We start from the raw sequence: 22,141 nt of genomic DNA, 5'->3' as shown, positions 1-22,141 counted from the left end.
CAACTCCTTAAAAAGGTTCTTTGCCAGCAGAAACCAGCAAGACTGCCTGGGATTGCATCAAATTTGCTTCCGCCAAAGCCAGTTGCACCTCTAAATTACGCAACTGCGTCTGTGCCGTCAATAAATCATTAAAGCCTTGACCGTTATTGGAATACTGAATTAATCCTACCTTGTAAGCAGCATCTGCTTGTGGTACTTGGCGATCTTTCAAAAACTGGGTTTGATTCTTAGCTTGCTCATAAGCAGCATAAGCAGTATTCACAGCGAGCACGATTTGCTGACGATTAGAGATATTACCTGCCTCAGCAGCCGCTTGATTGCGCTGTGCCTGCTCTACCCCGTACTTTTCCTTGGTAAAGAAATACAAAGGAATGATGAGGTCCAGCTCCAACTGGTAGAACAGTGCGCCATTGTTTGCGGAAAATGGGCCACGCGGCGTGTAGGATGAACCAATCACTTGGAAGTCTGGCAAATAAGCTTTCTTTGCAAGATCCACGCCTTTACGTGCAGCATCTAATTGCAGCGCAGAGCTCTTTAAAGCGGGATGACTACTTTCAGCATAGTCTTCAAGCTCAACTAATGTAGGTACACCGTTCATAGCACGGCGCACATCACCACGGAGCACTAGCTTCTCACGGGAGTGTCGACCTACTAAAGTATTAATATTATTGAGTGCAACTTGAAGTTGACGGTCAACATTAAATTGATCAGCCTCAGCAGCGCTTTGTGCCACCTGCGCATTAAGATACTCAACATAAGCTGCAGCATTATTCGCATAACGAGCCTTAGCCACATTCTTGATCATCTCTAGGCGGATGACAGATTCTTTAAGAACCTGTAGTTGCTTTTGTGAGGCGAGTGCGCTGTAGTAAAGACTGGAAAGCTGTGCGCCTAACTGCAAATAGGTCGCCTCTGACTGGGCCAATAAAGCCTCTGCATTTGTATCGGCAATATTCGCTGCTAAGCTTTTTTTGCCTGGAAACTGAAAAGGTTGTGCAATCGAAATGGCATTGTTACTACTGATACCTCCAGGATATTGCTGTGATGGTGCATTTGCCCCACCTAAAGCAAGTGGAGAATTCACCGGCATGCCTGACCACACCAATCCGACCTGTGGATTAGCTGGTGCATTAATTTGTGGAACAGTTGCCTTGGCAGATAAGTAAGACTCACGCAATGAAGATAATTGCGGATTGTTCACTTTGAGCTCATTCCAAAGCTGGCGCAAATCCATCTCGGTTGGCCCGGATGAAATAGGCTTGGTATAAATTTTTGGTGTGTTTACTTTGGTTACTGGGGCAAACATTTCGGCCGCCTTAGAGCTAGCGCCAAGTTGCGCTCCGATTGATGGTGGCGCCGCCAATGAAGTATCACCAGTCTGAACAGTAACGCTTCCGGAAGTGTTATCCATGGATGACTGAGCAAACGTTGAAACAGAAAGAGTGGAGGCGCAAACAACAAAGGCTGCCATTGCAAATGGAGTCACTCTTTTGAGCGGTGTCGCTACGCTAGTTTTGTGTTTGCCGAGAATCAACAAAAGCGGCTGCCTCTAAATCAATAAAAATGCTGTTTTTATAGCCCCAAATGTGGATTTTGAACCAGTCAAAAGCCATTTCTGGGGGTTTTAAGGATTATAGGGTACAAAAGCCAAAAGTCTAATTATTGACAATTGCTATCTTATTGATTCTAAAGATAATAATTATGGTTAGAGCCTGTAAAGTCTTTAAAACTCGGCATGGATCCTAAAAGACATGATGTTTACCGGGCCCCGAGCTGAGTTATAGGCCGGATTATTGATGCGCTGAAAGTTCACGCCAGCGAGCACATTTTTAACCACCATCGCGTTGTAATAGATTTCTCCAATACGCTCAGGACGATAGGAGATGGTTTGGCTGGGGCTTGCATAGTCGCCAATGAAATAAGACACTCCTCCAGCTTGCAAGTAACCCCTTCTAAAACTGGAAAGACCATTTTGCATCATCGATACGCCGATGGTGTCGTTGGGACGCTTCCAGCTTGTCCCATTTAAGCCCATGCCAACCGAAACAGAATTATCGGCTTCTGTAAACGACATGGTTTCTGTATGGCCATCAGAGGTAAATGCGCGTCCATAGATGCCAAGATCCTTGGTTAACGCTTGCTCACCATTAATACCAATACCAGTTTTATATTGGTAGTTATTGCGTACATTGTTAATGGCTTGTGTGCCTTGTGCATTATTAGCCACTACATAATTTGTCGCATCCTGAAAGCGCGCCAAGATCATGCGGTTACGATAAGCCAAGACACTTACCTTACCTGGCAAGTCGCCAATATTGTGTTGCCGCTCAACCTCCACTTGGTCACCATAAGTATTAAAAATTTGCCAGTTCAAATCTTTGCCGTTTGGTGATTTTGGTGCCAGCATGCGAGAGGCGCGCATGACCCAGTTATCCAAGTACCACTCCCCTGCCAGGCCCCAACTGTAGCCGCGCGCATCAGCGGAGTAGTCGTAGGCCAGGTAAGTCATATTGCCCCAGTTCATAAACTGAATACGAGGATCTTTAGCGTAACGACTATCGTCAAAAATATCTAAGGTTGAGAACTGGCCACCTGTGAGTACAACACGATTACTACTGACTGTTTGCGTGATTTGATTGGCTTCGTTTTCAAGAACAACTTTCTCACCCTCTTGATTAATGGTTTGCCGCACAAATGCACGCGCCGAATAAAATTTCGCCTGCGCACCAGCAGCTTTAGTAGCCTCTCCATTAGTAAATCCACCTAAACCCACCAAACCTGAAAATGGCACACCAGAAACGACTTCTGGATTGAAATAGATATCCGTGTTGGGTGCTAAGCGAGCACCCATAAATAAAGTACCAGACCAGGTGTAGCTCATTGACTTGGATTCAGACAAACTATTTTGCCCTGAATATGATGAGGTGAAATTGTTATATCGCTGATTAATATATGTAGTTTGGCCATGAACGTTCACTGGCAAACCCCAAATACTTCCTTCGGTAGGCAAGCCATCAATCGGGGCTGCAAAGCTTTCAATTTGGTCGGCGCCAGAACCTGCCCTCTGCGCGAACGCAGTTGCTCCGAAGACTGTGCAAATAATGCTCAACAGGAGGAGTAGATAAATCTTGCGGGTCATTCACAATTTCTAATTGGGATGCCACTGCTATGCAATGACAACATGCCGATGGAGAAAACTAGGCAAACACAGCGTGAGATTGAAGCTCAAGGGTGGTGCAGACCGAATTATCCCCAAAAAGAGGCAATTTACCTAGTCTTTATGTCCTAGAGATGACAGATCAGGGAAGAATCCCTGATAGATTGGGCTCGCATTAGTCTTTGGGTGTGCCCTGAAAACAACTCAATGAGCAAACAGAAGAATTAACGGCGATCCATTAAAGCGCGAGCTAAGGTGCCAGCATCCACATACTCAAGCTCTCCACCTACTGGGATGCCTCTTGCTATACGAGTAACTTTGATGCCCTTGGCTTTAAGTACTTCACCAATATAGTGGGCAGTAGCCTCACCTTCACTCGTGAAATTAGTTGCAAGGACCACTTCACGAATCGGTATACCGGTATCGGGAGTCTCAATGCGATTGAGCAATCGATCAAAGCCGATTTCGTTTGGACCCATGCCGTCGAGTGGCGAGAGACGACCCATCAATACAAAGTAATTACCTTTAAAACTGAGCGTCTGTTCCACCATCACCTGGTCAGCAGGCGTTTCTACTATGCAAAGCAAAGAAGGATCACGGCGACCATCGGAACAAGTACTACAAACCTGCGTTTCTGAGAAAGTATTGCAACGAGCGCAGTGACCAACAGTCTCAACTGCCTCACCTAATGATTGAGCAAGTACTGCTGCACCATTACGATCATGCTGCAGTAGATAGAATGCCATGCGCTGCGCTGACTTGGGGCCTACTCCAGGCAGAACGCGTAATGCCTCGATCAATCGACCGAGTGCATCTTGAGGTGCTTCTATGCGCGCCATTAAATATTCAGGTTCGTATTTAGAAAGATTGAATTAGAACGGCAACTTAAAGCCCGGGGGCATTGGCATACCAGCAGTGGCGCCAGACATCATCTGCGCACTTGCTGCTTCCACTTGCTTGAATGCTTCTGTGTAGGCAGTCACGATGAGGTCTTCCAACATCTCACGATCATCCATGGCACCTGGATCAATCTGCACACGCTTGAGTTCGTATTTGCCAGAGACAGTTACTTTTACCAAGCCACCGGCAGCTTGGCCAGTTACTTCCAACGCAGCCAACTCGGCTTGCGCAGTCTTCATCTTCTCTTGCATCTGCTGAGCCTGTTTCATGAGGCCCGCAAGTCCACCTTTCATCATCGCTTTATTTCCTTAGTGGTATTACTTATGATTTATGAATATTGATATGAATTAAAGAGGTTTCACAGAACCGCCAACTACCTTGGCGCCAAACTCTTTTTCTAATTGCTGAATAAATGGATCGGCCGCAATCATTTGCTCCGCATTCATTCTTTTCTCTTGATGAATCTGGGCATCCACCTTAGCCACTGTCTTACCTTCTACTTCGCCCTTTTCAATCACGATCTTGACGGGCTTGCCAAAGTGAGCTGTAAGCGCATCAGCCAAACGACCAACAGAAGCGTCAGAAGCTAACTGCGGCATCGGCGTAACGATGGTTGCGCGTACTCCAGCAGGTGAATCATTCCAATCTTGCAACTCTGTCTGAAATGCTAACTGCTGCACCATCCCTTTAACGGGTAACTGTCGCATCAAGGCATGCCAATCAGGACGCTCGGCAGAACTGGCTGCGGGAGCTGGTGCTGACGGTGTCGATACCGGAGCGGCAGGTGTAGCTGCTCTTGCAGCAGGTGCTGGTGCAGATGATTTAGGAGCTGGTGCTACTGGTCGAGCAGTGTTTACTGGGGGAGCCGAGGGTGATGATGGCGCTGAAGAAGAATTGCCTCCTCCACCATTGCCTGGACGAAAAGCCAACATACGTAATAGCGTCATGGCAAAACCAGTTTGCTCATCCGGTGCCAGCGATAAATCTGGACGACTTGTAATCGTAATTTGATAGAAGAGTTGCGCTTCTTCTTTTGTGAGCTGACCTGCCAAGCGACGAATCTCGCCTGCTTCTGGCCAATCTTCTAAAACGGATTCCGGAACAACTTGCGCTGCTGCAATTTTTTGCAACAGGCTGGAGAGATCTTGCAACGCCAATGAGAAAGACATACTGCGCTCACCCATTTCGTTTGCGACTGCGAGTAGGCTAGCACCATCTTTAGCGATCAAGCAATCCAAAATACGGATGAGATAAGCATCATCTAATGTGCCAAGCATGCCGCGCACGGATTCTTCGCTAACTTTGCCAGCCGCATAGGCAATAGCCTGATCAGTTAGCGATAAAGCATCGCGCATTGAACCTTGAGCTGCCTTGGCAAGAACACGCAAGGCATTGACTTCGCACTCCACCTTCTCGGCAGCGAGCACTTTTTCTAAATGTTCAACAATGAGTGGTACTGGCATTTGCTTGAGATTGAACTGCAAGCAACGAGACAAGATAGTTACTGGGATCTTTTGAGGATCGGTAGTAGCTAGAATAAATTTGACGTGCTCTGGAGGCTCTTCCAAAGTTTTGAGCATGGCATTAAAGGCGTGATTGGTGAGCATGTGCACCTCGTCAATCATGTAGACCTTATAACGCGCATTGCTGGGTGCGTAAGCTGCTTTTTCTAGGAGAGCGGCAATATCGTCCACACCACGATTACTTGCAGCATCCATCTCTATATAGTCAACAAAGCGACCGGCATCGATTTCCATACAGGCTGGGCATTTTCCGCAAGGCTCTGAAGTCATCTTGCCGGAACCATCAGATCCCGTGCAATTGAGGGCCTTAGCCATAATCCGGGCAATTGTGGTCTTACCTACTCCACGAGTACCCGTAAAGAGCCATGCGTGGTGCAAGCGACCCTGATCCAAAGCATGGGTTAAGGCCTTAACCACATGGTCTTGGCCGACTAATTCAGAGAAGGTTTTGGGGCGCCACGAACGGGCTAATGCCAATGCTGTCATGTCTTACATTCTAACAAGCTAAAATGGAATTGGATGGGCCTCCCCGCATGGTGGGTTGGATAACCTGGTCAGGTCGGGAACGAAGCAGCCAAACCCAATTTCTGCCAGTGCCGGGGGTTTGGCTCATCCACCCCTCCCCTGGAATTCAGAAGATCTTCAGAATCCTGAAAAGTCCCCAAATTATCCAAATAATCAGCAAAACCAGAACAGTTCGCGCATCCAGAGAGATTCTAAATAACTGCAGCTGTTTATGGGAACACTCAATAGACACTCGCAAAGCTGATCCCCTCTATGTAGAAAGATTCAGCGTAGAGGTTTTGGATGACGATGAATAGGGAGTCCGGATGATTTAAGCGTAAGAAGAGAGCAATCTTGGTGCAGCATTACCTCCACCAAGAATTGGGCCTCTATTTAAATTACATTAGTTATTTTTATTTTTTAAAGCTTCTTCTAGCTGATTGATTTTATTTTGCATTGCAGTCATTTTTGCATTAAGCGCACCAACGTTTAAGAAAGTCTCATCAGCAACTGGCGCTTTGAGGTTGTTACCCCAGCCCAGCCACGACGAGTCATATACCTTGACCTTCTTAAAGCCCAAAGACTTCAGCACTGTGGCAGTCTCAGAGGCCCGCACACCACTTTGGCAATAGACCACGGTTTCTTTATCAGGATCGAGATTGGCATACAGTTTTTTTAAATCTGTTTGATTTTTTAGTGCCATGCCAGAGTTATCAGCAGCTTGCTTCTTACCTAGCTTGATCGCAGTTGCTGGGTCTTGCCAATTGTCTTCGAAGGGGATATTGGTTGCATTGGGAATGTGGCCACCCCGAATCGTACGCACATCCTTACCTGAGAACTCGTCGGGCGTTCTGGCATCAATGATTTGCACGGATTTCGACTGGGCAAGCTTGAGCATCTCCTCATTACTAACAACCAATTGAGGCTGCGGTACTAGCACTACCGATACTGATGCTAAGGTTTGGCGCTCTTTTTGAATTGGCAGGCCAGCTTGTTTCCAGCCATCAATACCATCATGGTAAATCTGCGCATCTTTTCCACCAAAATAATTAATGGTGTACAGACCAAAATAAGTATATGGATTGCCGCGTGCACCATAAACCACAACATCTTTATTCACATCTAAACCAGCAGCGTTAAAAATCTTTTGAATTTGTTCTGTAGGGATGTAGTCTTCTTTATTCGGGTCACGCAGTACATTACCGATCTCACCAATATTGATTGCACCTGGGATGTGGCCATCTAAGTAACTTTTTTCATCGCGTACATCCCAAATAATCGCACCGCGAGCAATTGCCTGCTGCATCTGATCTGTTTGAATAATGGATGTTTTTTGCTGAGCAAATGCCATAGAAAAAATGGATGCCAATACGATTGCCAATAGTGATTTCACGATACTTCCTTGGATTAAATATGAGTGAATAAGCGATAAATTGATGATAAACCAACGCCTACCCATCAGCGATCTCCGTAGAAAACGAGCAATTGATATGGTTTTGGGTATGTAGGTTTTATTCAATATCAATTGAGCCACTTAATTCGAGGCACAATAGGATGATTCAATCCCAATAGACTCCTATGCCCCAAGCCATTATTTTTGATGTAGAAGCAACCGATAAAAACGATGCCGTCATTATTGAAGCTGCTTCATTAGATGTCACCTCCCTCAATCCATTTGAAGTGGGCAATCCTTGGGTGCAACGTTACAACCCAGGTAAGCCTATTAGCTTGGGTGCTCTTGCTACCCATCACATCATGGATGAGGAATTGATCAACTGTCCCGCAAGCAGCTCTTTTAGATTGCCGGCCGGAACTAAATATCTCATTGGCCACAATATTGATTTTGATTGGGTTGCAATTGGCAGCCCTGAAGTCAAGCGCATTTGCACTTTGGCGCTTGCGCGTAGTCTATGGCCTGATTTAGATAGTCACACGCAAAGCGCTCTGCTCTATTACTTTGAACGCGATACTGCTAGAGATCAACTGCGCAATGCGCATAGCGCCTTAGCCGATGTATGGATCTGCTCAAAAATTGTTGCTCAGATTATCGATAAGTTACACCCCGTTTCTTTGGATGCTTTATGGGAGATGTCCGAGAAAGCCAGAATTCCAAAGACCATGCCTTATGGTAAACATAAGGGTGAGCTCATTAGCCAAGTGCCCAGTGATTACAAGCAATGGCTACTACGCCAAGACAATGTCTCTGGTTATTTACGCAAAGCTTTAGAAGCCAAGTAACAGCCTTTACTAGGGAATAAGGAATCCGTGATTTCCTTATTCCCCTTCCAGGCCTACTGCTTGTTCTTTACTGATATTTGCGATTAAAGACTTGTTTTGTTGCGCTTTCATGACGCTTAGTATTTTTCAATACTGCGCAGTAAGACAAAACCATGATGGCTACGAGAGAAATTCCGTTGAAGTTGTTTAGTAAGTCCATTTGCTTCTCCTTTATGCGTTATTACGTGTTATTGACTAATTAATTGCTTTGTTTGCTGCTAAATTCTTTATCTAGCTACCGGTAACTCATCCCACCTCGTGGTGTAGTTCGGCGACCGATTGTTTGATCTCATCTGCCACTCTTCTTTAGTGCCATTGGTTCCTGCGGCTGCAGATCTGATGAATGCATTACCAAAGCGCGTGTTGATCTCATCTACCGCTTTCATCAAATGAGCAGACTTACCTTTAGTCTCGATATCCTCAAACAAGGATTGCTGAGCTGTTGGCTTATCGCTAATCAGATTCAGAATGACGCCCGCCTTCTTGTAACGGAAGTTCGCTTGATAGATTTGCTTGAGGCCTGCCAGCGCGGCATTGGTTAAGGTCAATGTGTTATCTGTTGGGTCAGCCAGCGGAATAGTGACGCTTTGGTGATACTGTGGCTCGTTTTGCTTAAACGGATTGGTCTGAATAAATACGGTGAGCGCGCCCGTAGTGCTATTTTGGGTTCTGAGCTTTTCAGCTGCACGCGCTACATGGGTAGCAACCGATTCTGCAAGCTCTACCTGGCTAGTCACCAACTTACCAAAACTGCGCGAGGCGATAATTTGTTGTTTGGCTGGCGCTACTTCTTCTAGCTGCAAGCAAGATGTGCCACGCAGCTCATAACAGAGGCGCTCCATCACCACGCCAAACTGTTGACGCATCGCTTGTGGTGAGGCTTGCAAAAGATCCAATACGCTCTGAATGTTTTGGGCTTTGAGTTTCTTGGCGATTTGTTTACCAACCCCCCAAACCTCACCCACTTCAGTCTCGCTCATCCACTGATAGAGCTCTTCTTTGGCCATGGCGTTGACATCGCACACACCAACAAACTGCTTATGTTTCTTCGCCAAGTGATTGGCTAGCTTAGCCAAAGTCTTGCTGGCACCAATGCCCACACAGACTGGTAAGCCGGTGGCATCTTTCACTTCCTGTTTAATCTTTTGACCTAATTCAATCGTGTCTTGATATTGCCTTAAGACTGTCTCGATTTGTAAAAAGCTCTCGTCGATGCTGTAAACCTCTAGGTTTGGCGTGAACGCTCTCAGCACCTGAACTACACGACTACTCATGTCGCCATACAAGGTGTAATTAGACGAGTAAGCCTGAATGCCATGCTGCTTGGCCAAGTCCTTCATTTGAAACCAAGGCGTTCCCATCTTCACGCCAAGCGCTTTGACTTCAGCACTACGTGCTACAGCGCAGCCATCGTTATTGGAGAGCACCACCATCGGCACTTCTTCCAACTTCGGCTGAAATACACGCTCACAAGAAACGTAGAAGTTGTTTACATCCACAAGTGCAAAAAGTGGAGTTGATATGGTTTGTGAATTGGAGTTCATCTCACTTCCCATTTCTGCCACTGGCATTGCTGTACTTACGCACTACCCCAACCACTACACCCCAGATTTGCAGCTCGCTGCCTTCGTTAAAGGTAATAGGCTGATAGTTTGGGTTTTCTGGTTGGAGCTCAATACGACCGCGCAACTGATAAAGGCGCTTGATGGTGTACTCGCTATCCACTACGGCAACCACGATGTCTTTATGTTTTGGCTTAAGGGCTTTATCAACGACGACCTTGTCGCCATCACAAATCCCCGCGCCCAGCATGGAATCCCCCTTCACGGTGAACATGAAAGTAGCTGGCTTGTTCTGGACGAGGTAATGGTTCAGATCGAGGCCGTCTTCGGCGTAATCTGCCGCTGGACTAGGGAATCCAGCTGACATCCGGTGACTTAGGAGCTTGAGCTCATAGGCGGCAAAATGGCCTGCCAAGGCTTGTGGTGCCTGGCTTAGGGTTACTTTTGCGGGGTTCATTACTTGCGTCATAGTCATTAATATACTGTATGTTTATACAGTATATGTAAAAACCGCAAAAATGGCCTTATTTTTGTTGTTTTGGGGCTATGAGCCCCCTCCCACCCCCCCCTCCTTTTTCTCGACCTCCCTAGCCATAAACCCCGAGTACCCCATGGTTGTATTGGGACCTAGGAATTGCATAATGATCCTAGAAGTTATTCAGGAAGTTATCCCTGAAATAGCTCATATAAAAAGAACAGTAGGAGACATATGAAGACGTATAAGATCGCATCCATTCCAGGTGACGGCATTGGCAAAGAAGTCATCCCAGAATGCGAGAAGGTATTGAATGCCTTAAGCAAAAAACATCCTGAAGTCGCTTTCCAATTCGAGCACTTTGATTGGGGTGGCGATTACTACCGCAAGCACGGCATCATGATGCCCGAGGATGGTCTTGAACCTTTGCGCTCTAAAGATGCGATTTTGTTCGGCTCAGCTGGCGACCCTAAGATTCCAGATCACATTACTTTGTGGGGCTTGCGTCTCAAAATTTGTCAGGGCTTTGATCAATATGCAAACGTGCGCCCTACGCGCATTCTTCCTGGCATTGAAACGCCACTACGTAATTGCAAACCAGATCAGCTGGATTGGGTGATCGTGCGCGAGAACTCTGAAGGCGAATACTCTGGTGTAGGCGGCCGAGCACACCAGGGTCACCCCATCGAAGTAGCTTCAGATATGAGCATCATGACTCGCGTTGGAGTAGAACGCGTACAGCGCTTCGCCTTTAAGTTAGCGCAGTCACGCCCTCGCAAACACCTCACCGTGATTACCAAATCCAATGCACAGCGCCATGGCATGGTGATGTGGGACGAGATAGCCAATATCGTTGCCAAAGATTTTCCGGATGTCACTTGGGACAAGGAGTTGGTTGATGCTGCTACTGCGCGCATGGTCAATCGCCCAGAATCTTTAGACACCATTGTTGCCACCAACTTACATGCAGACGTACTCAGTGATTTGGCAGCTGCATTAGCCGGTAGCTTAGGCATTGCACCTACTGGAAACCTCGATCCAGAGCGTCGCTATCCATCCATGTTTGAACCGATTCATGGCTCTGCTTTTGACATTATGGGTAAAGGTCTTGCCAATCCAATTGGCACCTTCTGGTCAGCGGTGATGATGCTCGACTTCCTGGGTGAAAAAGCGCTCGGTGCAAAGTTAATGGCAGCCATTGAAAAAGTGACAGTCAATCCAAAGTTACATACTCGTGATTTAGGCGGCACAGCCATGATGAGTGATGTTACTAATGCAGTCATTGAGGAGATTTCTAAATGAAGCCGTTTAAATTACTAAGTAGATTGCTGAGTATTGGCCTAGTCTCACTTGGCTTGCTATCCGGCGCGCATGCTCAACCTTTCCCCGATAGAACCATTCAGTACATCATCCCCTTCCCACCTGCTGGTGAGTCTGACCTGGTAGCGCGCTATCAAGCCGACATCTCAGCTAAGAAATTCAAACAGCCGATGGTAGTTATGAACCGTGCTGGTGCTGGTGGTGCATTGGTATGGAGCACCATGAATACCTATCCCGCTGACGGTACAACGGTAGTGGGCGTGAATATCCCCCACACTATCTTGCAGCCGCTACAGGAGGGGATTCAGTACAAGACGGAAGATATTAATGCGATCTACTACTACCACTTCACCCCTGATGCTTTGATGGTTTCCGCGGATAGTCCTTACAAGACCTATCAAGAATTTATTGCGGCTGCCAAAAAAGATCCTGGCAAGATGACGCTTGCTGGATCCGCACAGTTCTCAGCCAACCACATGGCAGTCGAGCGCCTCAATAAACTGGCTGGCGTCAAAATTACTTACGTTCCCTTTAAAGGCACGGGTGATTTGATTACTGCCTTGATTGGAATGCATGTTGATGGCGCGATGGGTTATCTACCTTTAGCTATTCAGCAAAAAGGGAAAGTGCGTACGCTAGCAATTGCTACTGAGAAACGTAATCCCGCTCTACCAGACGTACCGACCTTTAAAGAGCTGGGGTTGAACTGGGTAGACGGCGCTTATCGTGGCGTTGCCGTGCCCAAAGCAACCCCGCTGATATTGCAGCAAAAAATGTCTGATTACTTCGCACAGCTCAATGCCGATCCCGAGACTAAAAAGAAATTGGAAGATGCTGGCTTTGTGATTGTGGATGTTCCTCTAGCAAAGATGCCGGCATTCATGAAAGAGAAAACAGCTCAAGCCATGGATGATGCTAAGAATGCTGGGATGATTAAGTAAGGCTTTAACTTCCTTAAATAAAAAACCACCGCATGTTCGGTGGTTTTTTATTGGCTGCTTGCTTTCTGTTTTAGCAAAAAGCAAATGCCAAAATTGCGGGATCATCCAGAAAAGCATTGGATAGGTAAACACTGGCTCGGAAGAACCAGGGCTGCGCAACTTCTACTAGCTCGAGAATGAAGGGGAAACGTTCCATATTCCAATGATAGTGCTTCATGCCCTTCCTAACCACTCCTTTATTGGAATTCCCATAATTTTTGTAGTTATATTAATTCATTGATGTTATGATTTAACGTAACTACAATATTTCCGATGAAATTCACTTATGATTCGGCAAAAAATGATTCAAACCTTTCAAAACATGGCCTACCCCTTTCAGATGCAAAGCTACTTGATTGGAATGCCGCCTATAGCTGGGTCGACCAAAGAAAAGATTATGGTGAAGAAAGGCGCATTGCCCTGATTCCAAATAATCAACGCGTGTATTGCGTGGTTTATGTTGAATCAAAAATAGTAATCAGAATTATTAGCCTAAGAAAAGCAAACGCCCGTGAGGTAAATTTTTATGAAGAAAAAACTAATTAGACCGAGTGCCAAAGAGGATGCTGCAATTACCAAGGCAGCCCTATCCGATCCTGACAACCTGCCCATCACAGAAGAAGAGTGGAATGAAATTAAACACCGAGCGGTTCGGGGCAGAGGGAGACCCTTAGGCAGTGGAGCTAAAGAGCAGGTTACCCTAAGAATTGATAAGGAAACTTTAGATTTTTATAAATCCAAGGGGGAAGGCTGGCAAACTTTTATCAATCAAGTGCTTGGTGAAGTGAAAAGAGAATCCAAATCAATATCTACTGTTGAAAAGAAGTTGAGCAAAGGCGCTTTAATGACCAACAAATTCAAGGCTGCAGCTTAAGGATTTACCTTACTTCGACTATCTCACCCTTGGACGAAATCAAGTAAGCCTTGTTTGGCTTGTCTTTTCTAATTCGGGTTAACTCAGCCTGGTAGCCCTGTAACTGCTTGCGGTACTTTTCATATTTCTCGCTACCCAGCTCTGGGATAGTGAGCTTGTAATCGATGATGGCCAAATGGTCGCCAAACTCCACCAAGCGATCCATGCGATAGCTCTTGCCATCCTTGCTAGAGATATCTAGTTCATTCCACGCTTGTAGCCATTCACGCGAGGCAAGATAGCGCTTAAGTTCGGGAGCCTCTAGTACTGTTTTTGTGCGAGCGATCAGCGTTTTTGCATGCTCCTCATCTACCCCTAGCCAATTCATCAGCTCTTGCTCGCTTGGCATGGGTGGCTTTATTTGATTACTGGAGTCTGGAGTAAGGAACTCAAGTAACTTATGGAGGTTCGTGCCGTCTTCTAAGATTTCTGGATCGAGCTCTTCTACCCACTCGCCCTCGCCCGCAAATACTTCAACTGTGACGCCGCTTTCAATATCAGACAGCATTTGCATATGACTTTCTTGTGCGGGATTCCAGTCCAAGACAAAATCCTCGACCACGTTTTCTTGACTAGGTTTTATAGCCTCAGCCTCTTCTGTAGCTGCAACCTGGTGGTTGACCTGATATACAGTCAACCCTGCATTGCTCGCCTTGCCATACCAAGAGGCTTTATCTAAGCCGCTAGGATTATTGGCAGTTGGTTTTTGAGCATCACCACCAATCCATAAACCCTGGCGTGCACGGGTCATTGCAACATAAAGCAAGTTCCAGTTTTCTTTTTCACCAATTTGTTTCTCAGCCTCATTGATCTCAGCGCGAGGGCTAGTCAATGTTTTAGACGTAAACAACGATAGATGTGATGGCCCCTCTTCTTGCGGAGACCAGTCTATCAATACTCCGCTGTAATCCACATTAGTATCGGTATTGTTTGCATCGAGAATGATGACAAAAGGTGATTCCAAGCCCTTGGCACCATGAATAGTCATCAAGCGCACACGCTTATGACGATCCTCTTCTGACATCTCACTCTCTTCATTCACATCAGCCAAGTTCTCATCACTTGCCGCATCTACATCACCTTCATCGGGAGTTTCATCATCGTCCCCGCGGCGCTTAATGTTCATTTCCTGAATAAAGCGACTCAAGCTTGGGTACTGACCTCCATCTTGATTGAGTGCCACCTCTAAGAATGCATCTAAATTTGCCAAGACCTGAGGTCGATCGAGGTCCTGACAGACCGCAGCGTATTTCAGGCGCACATCTCCCTCTTGGTAAATACGATCAAGCAGGTCATGCACTGGCAAGCGCTCACCTAAAAGATGCCAATGCTTTAAGTAACGCGCAGCCACTTGTAGCTTGGCATCCCTACTGTCTTGCAATGCATCCCACCAGGAGCGGTAATGGCCAGAAGTCATCGCCACTGCCAATTGCTGCATTTGTTTTTCTGTAAAACCAAAAATCGGGGTTCTGAGCACCTGCGCCAATGGCAAGTCATGGCGAGGGGTTACTAGTACAGTCAGCAAAGCAATCAGGTCGTCTATCTCAAGAGTATTGAGTAGACCGCCTAGGCGAGGACTCTCATAGGCAAGCTTCACATCACGCAAAGCCCTTTCGTATTGGGGTAGATATTTACGCCGCTTGACGAGTAATAAAAAATCACTTGCTCTGGCGTCTCGCCATATTTCATTGCCACCCTCTTTATCGGCAACTTTTCGGGTTGCAATCACTTCTTGAATGAGACGCGCTACTAACTCACCCTCATGCTGACGCTGAATCACTCCAACAGTTTCACTTGAATCCGCAATGGCACCATCAAAAGCGCTACCTTCTCGCAACTCTTGAGTCTGTTCCACATAAGGAATCAGCGGTAGTAAATAAATCTCGCCTTGTTGAGCATAAACGTCGGTGGGCTTGTCCTCAACAGGAGCAGTCCAAAGCGTTTGCTGTTCTGAGTATGGGTAATCGGGGGGAACTTGCTCACCCTGAAAGATTGCATTTACTGCTTTATTGATTTCACCTGCATTACGGCGCGTTTTATCCTGTTCAATGTAAGCGGCAGCATGGTGTTGATGCAAAAACTGGGCTGCACTTACAAATAACCTCGGATCAGCGCGACGGAAGCGATAAATCGACTGTTTGGGATCACCCACAATAAAGACTTTTGGTCTCTCATCACCCTCGCTATAACCCGCCAACCAAGCTCGCAGAATTTGCCATTGCAGCGGATTGGTATCCTGAAACTCATCAACCAATATTTGCTTGTATTTAGCATCCAAGCGAGATTGAAGGTAGGCAGCATTAGCGGCATCGCCCATCAGCAAACTGACACCAAGCTCTAGGTCATCGAAATCACGCACGCGCATATTTTCTTTTTGAGCGTTGGCGTGCGCCATCATGGATTGATTTAGAGCAAACCAGGCTTCATTGATTGCAAAGATATCCCGCTCTGCTTGCCATAGCAGATATTCCTCAAAAGCATGGCCCCAATTTTGCTTAATGGCGATGTGCTCATCAATACGATGAGCCTCACCCATCTTCTCAAGATATTTCTTCGCTTCACCTAAAGCCTTGTCGTTATTGCTACGGTATTTTGGCTCCTTGGTTAAGAAGGTAGTTTGAAAATTAACTGCGACCTCAGACACGTCGCCAGAATTCTCTTTACAGGCAATTGCGGGAAGCAAGTATTTCAGAAGATCACTATCTTTTACGCTGCTATTCTCAAAACAGCGTGCTAAAAACTGTAAGTCTGCCAGCGCATTAGGCGCATTCCACTGAGCTAGCAATGGATTAGGTAAATTCAGTTTATTTAGGGATTGCTTTAGATGCCCTATTGGGGTGATACCCGCTTGCTCGCATTGCTTTGCAAAAAAAGTCCATGCACCTCTTTGTTTAAAGAGACTACTTTTACCCATTAAGAGTTTTTGGGTTTCATGTGAGCCCAAATGATTCAGCAAAACGTCGTAATGCGCTTTCAATTCTGGAGTGAGATCACCCCACCAATCATCAAGACACTCCTCTTGCAGTCGCTTAGCATCTTCACGCAACTTAAACCCTGGCTGAATGCCCATTGATACTGGAGCTGCGCCCAGCAACCTGCCAAACCAACCATGAAAGGTATCAATCACAATTGGTTGTGGGTTTGCCAGCACCTGTTCATAAAGTGCTTTAGCCTTGGGCAGGTATTTTTCAGTCTGCTCTTTTTCTATACCCCGAGTGGTTAGCTCTTTCATCAAAGAGACATCATCACTTTTTGAAAATTGTTCGAGCAATCCATATAGGCGGTCACGCATTTCTTGCGCCGCTTTGCGTGTAAACGTGAGTGCGAGTATCTCTTGTGGCTTCACATCATCGAGCAACAGCCGCACCATCCGGGCCACCAATAACCAAGTCTTGCCACTGCCTGCGCAAGCCGACACAACGACCGAACGCTGTGGATCACAAGCAAGCCTCTCTGAATAAGGCTGCTTCTCTGGCAACGCGTTAATCTGATCGCTCACCAAATCCCCTTCCTGCAAATGCCTCTTGCTTCGCAGTATTGGCACACCCCATCTGGAGCAAATGCTTGCATGGGCTTTTTAGCCCAAAGCTGCTCTACATCTTCTGTAATTTGCTCAGAAAACTGTTGCATCATTTCTGGCATATCAACTACCTCTTGGCTGCGCAGCGCTTTTTGCTCGCCTTTAGAGATATCCGCCTTCAAGGCCACCCATTCGGCTTGCTGTACCTGATGTCCACTCAGCTTATGGCTTTCTTGACCCTCATTGGCAGCCTGAGCGTAGATCAATAGCTGTGGATCATCCAGAATATGCTCAGCCCTTACTTTGACTCTCTCAAAACGTTGATTTTTATAGTCGATCACTGAGGCAAACTTGTTGTTATCTACATTGACGTCGTAACGATCGGCATAACCTTCAATACGAATGATCTTGGGATTGCCATCTACATCTTTAAATGGCAAATCAAAGCCAACTTTGACTTCGCCATCGAAATATTGCCAACCTGCTAACTCACGTTGCAACTGCCAATCTACAAAACTAGGAATTTGTTTTTGCCAATCCCTTAACGCACCCATCACTCTTGCATCACCCTCAATCAAAGAAGCAAACTCTTGCTCTGAATAAACGCTTAAGACTTGTTCCATCCAAGCACGTCTTTGATCTGAATTGGTTTTTAGAGCGGGATTGGTATGCTCTTGGGTTTTGAGTGCCTGGTAAAAACGCTTGAGCAGTTTATGCAATGTCTGTCCTGCTAACGAAGCGTCAAAGCCCTCATCAAACTCTTTATTCTTACGCAAGCCTAGCAGGCTGCGGACGTAATATCGATATGGGCAATCCCGCAGAGCCTTATAGGCGCTGGGACTCATCGATAGCGGCATGGGTAGATCTTCTTCAAAATGCGCAACCGCCATCTTCATAGGTGCAGCTTCAAAAGCGCGCTTGCTTAATTGAGTTGTTTTCGCTTCCCACTCAATTTGATTTTGCAAACGCTGTATCCAAGCGGAAGGTCTCAGCGGCTCACCATTATTGCTTTTACTTTGCCAGAGTAAATCGACATTGGTGCATGACACCAGAAGTTGTGAGAGATCCCTGGCCTGCTGTACAAACTGCATTGCTATCGTCGAGGTCTTTAATAGTTGATTTAGTGCATCTGAAAAAAATAATGGTGCCTCGGAATACGCTGGTAACTGTTGTTCATCGCAACCCACTACCACTACCGCTTCGAAGTTACGCATACGCGTAGAACTCAGCGGCAAAATACTCAGCGTCGCTTTAGCCTCTTTGCCAGCCTCTTGATAACTAGCACCCTCAATGACGGTTTTAAGCAAACTGAGCCACTCGCTCAGGCGAATAGGCGCCTCCTGATACTGCGTCTTACTTAAATCGAATGTCTTGAGGACATCTAGTAATTGCTTACCAGCCGAATCTTTCTCAAGGCTTTGAACCATGCCAGTCGCCTGGAGATTGGCCTGCAGGTGAGCGTACGCTTTACTGCAATCAAACTTGAGTGTTAACCACTCATGATGGCGCTCTCTGACAAACTGTAATAACTCAAATAATGCAGCACTAGGTAATGCGCTAGATGTTTTTACTGCGTTCTCTTGCGCGCCCTCTATAGCTAGGTGAAAGGTTTTCCAACCAGACTCTGCCTTACTGCCTACCAGGATATCTTCAAGCTCTGCAATGAGTCCGATGCAGACCTCTGCATCTCGATTCAAAATCTTTCCAAGATCTAAAAAAGGATTCTGTAAAAACTCAAGCAAGGCTTTTGCACTAGGCCCATCTTTTGGCACTTTAATGAGTTCTAACCAACTATTGAGTGCAGCTGCGGCACGCGTAGTGGATAACTTCCAACCAGTTTCGTCTCGAATGTTGAGTGCTGGGCCTAATCTTGAAAGCAGGGCACGCACCCTTCTGGCCACCAAGCGATCTTGCGCAACCAGTGCCAACTGAGTTTTTCCATCAATCAGATGTTGCTCTATTGTTTTGGCAGCAGCCCACGCCAGCTCCTCGAAGCGTTTAGCTGCAATCAGCCGCCAACCCTTGCTATGGGCTTGCTTAACATTCCTGAGCGCCTCTGCCTGCGCATCACTAATACCAATTGTCTCTGCCCATAAGCCCACATCACTCCAGCTCATCCTTGCCTCTACCACAGGGGCATATTGGGCATACTCGGCCAGCAGAGTTCCGATGATCTCTTGATCGATGGGAGTCGGATCAGCAGTCTCTACCCATATTAGAGGTCTTGCGGGATTTGCATTCTTAGCAGCCTCGAGATGAGCCGCCATTGCAAAATGATCACGAAATGCTGGATCGCTCACACTCGCGGTGTAGCGCCAAAATGTGAGCAAGACCTTAGTCTCTTGATCAACAACCTTACGTGCCATTCCTGAGTAGACTTTAGCAACAGTACTGTCGAGTAAATCCTGCGCCCGACTCAGACAGATCTCGCCGAGAGTACTTTTCTCATTCCGATTATTTTGAATGAATTCATGAATTTGTTTTTGCAGTTGTGGACTCACTGCAGTTGATAAGGTGTCACATGCTTCAACGATTGCCTGCGCTAGACCCCACGCACCAGATTCTGTTTCGGCTTTAAACCATGACTGCAGATCTTTGTGTTTGCGCAAAGTGGCATATACCCCCAACCATCTCTCTAAATCACTTTGCTTCTTTGGAAATTTCCATGCGCCTGGCGCAGCTTCCAGCCAATCTGTAAAGCTGATGACTTGAGGTAAGAATGCGATGTTGCCTCGAAGATCTTTGGGTCGGTTTAATTCAAGAGCTGCCCTAACCCCGATTAAGGGTCCCGCAGTACTCAGAACCACTAGGGGGCGCTGATTGGTTTGCACTGCACAATCCCAGATGCCTTTTGCCAATTGGGTAAGCGCACCAGCATTGGGCGTAATTGCCCATTGTTGCACTTGCTTTTGGTCAGAAAGAACTGGGAAAGGCTGGGACATTAATTGGGTAATTTATCTATTTTGAGCAGAACGTTCCGCTTATTGCTAATATAAGCGTTGTAACGACATAATTAAATAACTCGCTAAATAAGTCTAAATAAGGAATTTTCATGAGTGCCGGCATTAAATATGTAACTGACGCCTCTTTCGAACAAGACGTCCTCAAGTCCGATAAACCTGTTCTGCTCGACTTCTGGGCTGAGTGGTGCGGTCCTTGCAAAATGATTGGTCCGATCCTGGAAGAGCTCGCTGGCGAGTATGGCGACAAGATACAGATCGCAAAAATGAACGTGGATGAGAACCAAGGCGTTCCTGCCCAGTTCAATATTCGCGGCATTCCTACCCTAATCCTCTTCAAAAATGGCACCGTGGCTGCTCAAAAAGTAGGCGCTTTGGCCAAATCCCAGTTGACTGCATTTATTGATAGTCATCTGTAAATAGTCTCAGACCACAGGTTCACCAGCTGAGCCTGTGGCTTTTACCGCTTTAAACGCTTGTCAGACGCATTTTTTGGTGTAGTATTACTCAAACGCACTAATCAGTGCTCCGATTTTCAGCAATTTACCTCCCCCTTCTTTTAGCAAATTCCAAAATTCTGTTTTTCCACATCTGCGTGATCTAAATCTGCGCAGCGATACCCCAAAACAAATTCCCAAATTCAAATTCATCAACACCCGAGAACCACATGCAATTAACTGAACTCAAAGTCCTCCACGTATCCGCTCTGCTTGAAATGGCAGCTAGCTTGGAGATTGAAAATACACAACGGATGCGCAAACAAGAATTAATGTTTGCCATTCTAAAAAAACGTGCGAAAGCTGGCGAAACTGTTTTCGGCGATGGCACTTTGGAAGTGCTGCCTGATGGCTTTGGTTTCTTGCGCTCTCCTGAAGCCTCTTACATGGCTTCTCCTGATGATATTTATATCTCTCCTGCACAGATCCGTCGTTTTAACTTACACACTGGTGACAGCGTTGAAGGTGAAGTACGCACACCTAAAGATGGTGAGCGTTACTTTGCCTTGGTAAAGGTAGACAAGATCAACGGTTTGGCTCCTGAAGCCCTCAAGAACCGCATCATGTTCGAGAACTTAACGCCGTTACACCCGAATCGCGTGATCAGCTTAGAGCGTGATATCAAGGCCGAAGAGAACCTTACTGGCCGCATCATCGACATGATCTCCCCGATTGGTTACGGCCAACGTGGCTTGATCGTGGCCTCACCAAAATCCGGTAAGACTGTGATGATGCAGCACATTGCTCACGCGATTGCCGCCAATAATCCCGAAGCTATCTTGATCGTTTTGCTCGTTGACGAGCGCCCTGAAGAAGTAACTGAGATGCAACGCTCCGTTCGCGGTGAAGTCGTTGCCTCTACCTTTGATGAGCCAGCAGTACGTCACGTTCAAGTTGCCGAGATGGTGATTGAAAAAGCCAAGCGCTTGGTTGAGATGGGTAAAGATGTGATCATCTTGCTTGATTCGATTACTCGTCTTGCACGCGCATACAACACTGTTGTTCCTTCATCAGGCAAAGTACTCTCTGGTGGTGTGGATGCCAATGCATTGCAACGTCCAAAACGTTTCTTTGGTGCAGCCCGTAATATTGAAGAAGGTGGCTCACTGACGATCATCGCAACCGCTCTGATTGAAACTGGTAGCCGTATGGATGACCTCATCTATGAGGAGTTCAAAGGCACCGGCAATATGGAAGTTCACCTTGAGCGTCGTTTGGCTGAGCGTCGTGTTTACCCATCGATTAACCTCAATAAGTCTGGCACCCGCCGTGAGGAGCTCTTGGTTAAAGCTGAGAACCTCCAGAAGATCTGGGTATTGCGTAAATTGCTGGCCGATATGGACGATATCGAGGCGATGAACTTCATCGTAGATAAGCTCAAATCGACCAAAAATAATGGTGAATTCTTCGACTTAATGCGTCGCGGAGGCTAATTTAGGGGTCTAGAGGGCTGTTTCAGCCCTTTTTGGACACCTAAACAGCGCTTTGTTGTTGATTTCATGGCATAATTTCGCCTTTACCGCTTTTAAAACCTGGGAAAGTATTTCAGCCAA

General features: G+C 46.5%; 19 protein-coding genes and 1 other RNA gene. 8 read left to right on the top strand and 12 right to left on the bottom strand.

Annotated features, from left to right (window positions below; translation table 11 throughout):
- Nucleotides 1-7: 7 nt before the first annotated feature.
- The 5 genes from ICV90_RS03700 to dnaX all read right to left on the bottom strand — a co-directional run bounded on the left by ICV90_RS03700 (nt 8) and on the right by dnaX (nt 6,066).
- Nucleotides 8-1,537, bottom strand: coding sequence for a TolC family protein (locus tag ICV90_RS03700; RefSeq protein ID WP_215359814.1), 1,530 nt, complete (start codon nt 1,535-1,537; stop codon nt 8-10).
- A 186-nt stretch (nt 1,538-1,723) separates the two neighbouring features.
- Nucleotides 1,724-3,139, bottom strand: a complete 1,416-nt coding sequence (locus ICV90_RS03695; protein ID WP_215359812.1) for a carbohydrate porin — start codon at nt 3,137-3,139, stop codon at nt 1,724-1,726.
- Nucleotides 3,140-3,381: 242 nt separating this feature from the next.
- Nucleotides 3,382-3,996, bottom strand: a complete 615-nt coding sequence (recR, locus tag ICV90_RS03690) for a recombination mediator RecR (RefSeq protein ID WP_215359810.1) — start codon at nt 3,994-3,996, stop codon at nt 3,382-3,384.
- A 33-nt stretch (nt 3,997-4,029) separates the two neighbouring features.
- Complete coding sequence (locus ICV90_RS03685; protein WP_215359808.1) at nt 4,030-4,353, bottom strand: YbaB/EbfC family nucleoid-associated protein; 324 nt, start codon at nt 4,351-4,353, stop codon at nt 4,030-4,032.
- A 51-nt stretch (nt 4,354-4,404) separates the two neighbouring features.
- Nucleotides 4,405-6,066 (bottom strand): DNA polymerase III subunit gamma/tau, encoded by a 1,662-nt coding sequence (dnaX, locus tag ICV90_RS03680; protein ID WP_215359806.1) that lies wholly within the window; start codon nt 6,064-6,066, stop codon nt 4,405-4,407.
- Nucleotides 6,067-6,098: 32 nt separating this feature from the next.
- Between dnaX and ffs the strand changes: the two genes are divergently transcribed.
- Nucleotides 6,099-6,197, top strand: an RNA gene (ffs, locus tag ICV90_RS03675) — signal recognition particle sRNA small type.
- Between the two features lie 290 nt (nt 6,198-6,487).
- Here ffs and ICV90_RS03670 read toward each other — a convergent pair.
- Nucleotides 6,488-7,477 carry a sulfurtransferase gene (locus tag ICV90_RS03670; protein WP_215359804.1) on the bottom strand — a complete coding sequence of 330 codons (990 nt, stop codon included), beginning with the start codon at nt 7,475-7,477 and terminating at the stop codon, nt 6,488-6,490.
- Between the two features lie 185 nt (nt 7,478-7,662).
- Here ICV90_RS03670 and ICV90_RS03665 point away from each other — a divergent pair, with 185 nt between their 5' ends.
- On the top strand, nt 7,663-8,322 hold the full coding sequence (locus tag ICV90_RS03665) for a putative quorum-sensing-regulated virulence factor (protein ID WP_215359802.1): 660 nt from the start codon (nt 7,663-7,665) through the stop codon (nt 8,320-8,322).
- 67 nt (nt 8,323-8,389) lie between these two features.
- Here the strand turns inward: ICV90_RS03665 and ICV90_RS10325 are convergent, their stop codons facing one another.
- From ICV90_RS10325 to ICV90_RS03655, 3 genes are all read right to left on the bottom strand, one after another.
- The gene (locus ICV90_RS10325) at nt 8,390-8,521 is read right to left on the bottom strand and encodes a hypothetical protein (protein WP_255407106.1); all 132 of its coding nucleotides are present in this window, start codon (nt 8,519-8,521) and stop codon (nt 8,390-8,392) included.
- Nucleotides 8,522-8,588: 67 nt separating this feature from the next.
- Nucleotides 8,589-9,905, bottom strand: a complete 1,317-nt coding sequence (locus tag ICV90_RS03660; protein ID WP_251367789.1) for a Y-family DNA polymerase — start codon at nt 9,903-9,905, stop codon at nt 8,589-8,591.
- 1 nt (nt 9,906) lies between these two features.
- Nucleotides 9,907-10,380 carry a LexA family transcriptional regulator gene (locus tag ICV90_RS03655; RefSeq protein WP_251367788.1) on the bottom strand — a complete coding sequence of 158 codons (474 nt, stop codon included), beginning with the start codon at nt 10,378-10,380 and terminating at the stop codon, nt 9,907-9,909.
- Between the two features lie 252 nt (nt 10,381-10,632).
- On the opposite strand from ICV90_RS03655, the gene ICV90_RS03650 reads away from it, so the two are divergent.
- Together ICV90_RS03650 and ICV90_RS03645 are read left to right on the top strand one after the other, a co-directional pair.
- Nucleotides 10,633-11,700 (top strand): tartrate dehydrogenase, encoded by a 1,068-nt coding sequence (locus ICV90_RS03650; RefSeq protein ID WP_215359796.1) that lies wholly within the window; start codon nt 10,633-10,635, stop codon nt 11,698-11,700.
- Nucleotides 11,697-12,659, top strand: coding sequence for a tripartite tricarboxylate transporter substrate binding protein (locus ICV90_RS03645; RefSeq protein WP_215359794.1), 963 nt, complete (start codon nt 11,697-11,699; stop codon nt 12,657-12,659). Before ICV90_RS03650 ends, ICV90_RS03645 begins: the two co-directional genes overlap by 4 nt.
- A gap of 70 nt (nt 12,660-12,729) precedes the next feature.
- On the opposite strand, the gene ICV90_RS03640 is transcribed toward ICV90_RS03645, so the two are convergent.
- Nucleotides 12,730-12,876, bottom strand: coding sequence for a hypothetical protein (locus tag ICV90_RS03640; protein ID WP_215359793.1), 147 nt, complete (start codon nt 12,874-12,876; stop codon nt 12,730-12,732).
- A gap of 95 nt (nt 12,877-12,971) precedes the next feature.
- On the opposite strand from ICV90_RS03640, the gene ICV90_RS03635 reads away from it, so the two are divergent.
- Both ICV90_RS03635 and ICV90_RS03630 read left to right on the top strand, forming a co-directional pair.
- Nucleotides 12,972-13,244, top strand: a complete 273-nt coding sequence (locus ICV90_RS03635) for a BrnT family toxin (RefSeq protein ID WP_215359791.1) — start codon at nt 12,972-12,974, stop codon at nt 13,242-13,244.
- Nucleotides 13,225-13,572, top strand: coding sequence for a BrnA antitoxin family protein (locus tag ICV90_RS03630; protein WP_215359789.1), 348 nt, complete (start codon nt 13,225-13,227; stop codon nt 13,570-13,572). Before ICV90_RS03635 ends, ICV90_RS03630 begins: the two co-directional genes overlap by 20 nt.
- 4 nt (nt 13,573-13,576) lie before the next feature.
- On the opposite strand, the gene ICV90_RS03625 is transcribed toward ICV90_RS03630, so the two are convergent.
- Together ICV90_RS03625 and ICV90_RS03620 are read right to left on the bottom strand one after the other, a co-directional pair.
- Nucleotides 13,577-17,110: an exodeoxyribonuclease V subunit beta gene (locus tag ICV90_RS03625; protein WP_251367787.1), complete on the bottom strand. Its 3,534-nt coding sequence runs from the start codon at nt 17,108-17,110 to the stop codon at nt 13,577-13,579.
- Nucleotides 17,107-20,073, bottom strand: a complete 2,967-nt coding sequence (locus ICV90_RS03620) for a PD-(D/E)XK nuclease family protein (protein WP_215359787.1) — start codon at nt 20,071-20,073, stop codon at nt 17,107-17,109. Before ICV90_RS03620 ends, ICV90_RS03625 begins: the two co-directional genes overlap by 4 nt.
- Before the next feature lie 110 nt (nt 20,074-20,183).
- On the opposite strand from ICV90_RS03620, the gene trxA reads away from it, so the two are divergent.
- Together trxA and rho are read left to right on the top strand one after the other, a co-directional pair.
- On the top strand, nt 20,184-20,510 hold the full coding sequence (trxA, locus tag ICV90_RS03615) for a thioredoxin TrxA (RefSeq protein WP_062309025.1): 327 nt from the start codon (nt 20,184-20,186) through the stop codon (nt 20,508-20,510).
- 248 nt (nt 20,511-20,758) lie between these two features.
- Complete coding sequence (rho, locus tag ICV90_RS03610; protein ID WP_011903147.1) at nt 20,759-22,021, top strand: transcription termination factor Rho; 1,263 nt, start codon at nt 20,759-20,761, stop codon at nt 22,019-22,021.
- The last annotated feature ends 120 nt before the right edge of the window (nt 22,022-22,141 follow it).

The sequence above is a fragment of the Polynucleobacter sp. JS-JIR-II-b4 genome (genome assembly GCF_018687815.1).
Classification (GTDB): Bacteria; Pseudomonadota; Gammaproteobacteria; order Burkholderiales; family Burkholderiaceae; genus Polynucleobacter.
This window is presented reverse-complemented; position numbering and strand designations above follow the sequence as displayed.

What these genes read in the sequence shown, in the direction of transcription:
- ICV90_RS03695 (WP_215359812.1), bottom strand. Translation starts at nt 3,139, where the DNA reads ATGACCCGCAAGATTTATCTACTCCTCCTGTTGAGCATTATTTGCACA.
- recR (WP_215359810.1), bottom strand. Translation starts at nt 3,996, where the DNA reads ATGGCGCGCATAGAAGCACCTCAAGATGCACTCGGTCGATTGATCGAG.
- ICV90_RS03685 (WP_215359808.1), bottom strand. Translation starts at nt 4,353, where the DNA reads ATGATGAAAGGTGGACTTGCGGGCCTCATGAAACAGGCTCAGCAGATG.
- dnaX (WP_215359806.1), bottom strand. Translation starts at nt 6,066, where the DNA reads ATGACAGCATTGGCATTAGCCCGTTCGTGGCGCCCCAAAACCTTCTCT.
- ICV90_RS03665 (WP_215359802.1), top strand. Translation starts at nt 7,663, where the DNA reads ATGCCCCAAGCCATTATTTTTGATGTAGAAGCAACCGATAAAAACGAT.
- ICV90_RS10325 (WP_255407106.1), bottom strand. Translation starts at nt 8,521, where the DNA reads ATGGACTTACTAAACAACTTCAACGGAATTTCTCTCGTAGCCATCATG.
- ICV90_RS03660 (WP_251367789.1), bottom strand. Translation starts at nt 9,905, where the DNA reads ATGAACTCCAATTCACAAACCATATCAACTCCACTTTTTGCACTTGTG.
- ICV90_RS03655 (WP_251367788.1), bottom strand. Translation starts at nt 10,380, where the DNA reads ATGAACCCCGCAAAAGTAACCCTAAGCCAGGCACCACAAGCCTTGGCA.
- ICV90_RS03650 (WP_215359796.1), top strand. Translation starts at nt 10,633, where the DNA reads ATGAAGACGTATAAGATCGCATCCATTCCAGGTGACGGCATTGGCAAA.
- ICV90_RS03645 (WP_215359794.1), top strand. Translation starts at nt 11,697, where the DNA reads ATGAAGCCGTTTAAATTACTAAGTAGATTGCTGAGTATTGGCCTAGTC.
- ICV90_RS03640 (WP_215359793.1), bottom strand. Translation starts at nt 12,876, where the DNA reads ATGAAGCACTATCATTGGAATATGGAACGTTTCCCCTTCATTCTCGAG.
- ICV90_RS03635 (WP_215359791.1), top strand. Translation starts at nt 12,972, where the DNA reads ATGAAATTCACTTATGATTCGGCAAAAAATGATTCAAACCTTTCAAAA.
- ICV90_RS03630 (WP_215359789.1), top strand. Translation starts at nt 13,225, where the DNA reads ATGAAGAAAAAACTAATTAGACCGAGTGCCAAAGAGGATGCTGCAATT.
- ICV90_RS03620 (WP_215359787.1), bottom strand. Translation starts at nt 20,073, where the DNA reads ATGTCCCAGCCTTTCCCAGTTCTTTCTGACCAAAAGCAAGTGCAACAA.
- trxA (WP_062309025.1), top strand. Translation starts at nt 20,184, where the DNA reads ATGAGTGCCGGCATTAAATATGTAACTGACGCCTCTTTCGAACAAGAC.
- rho (WP_011903147.1), top strand. Translation starts at nt 20,759, where the DNA reads ATGCAATTAACTGAACTCAAAGTCCTCCACGTATCCGCTCTGCTTGAA.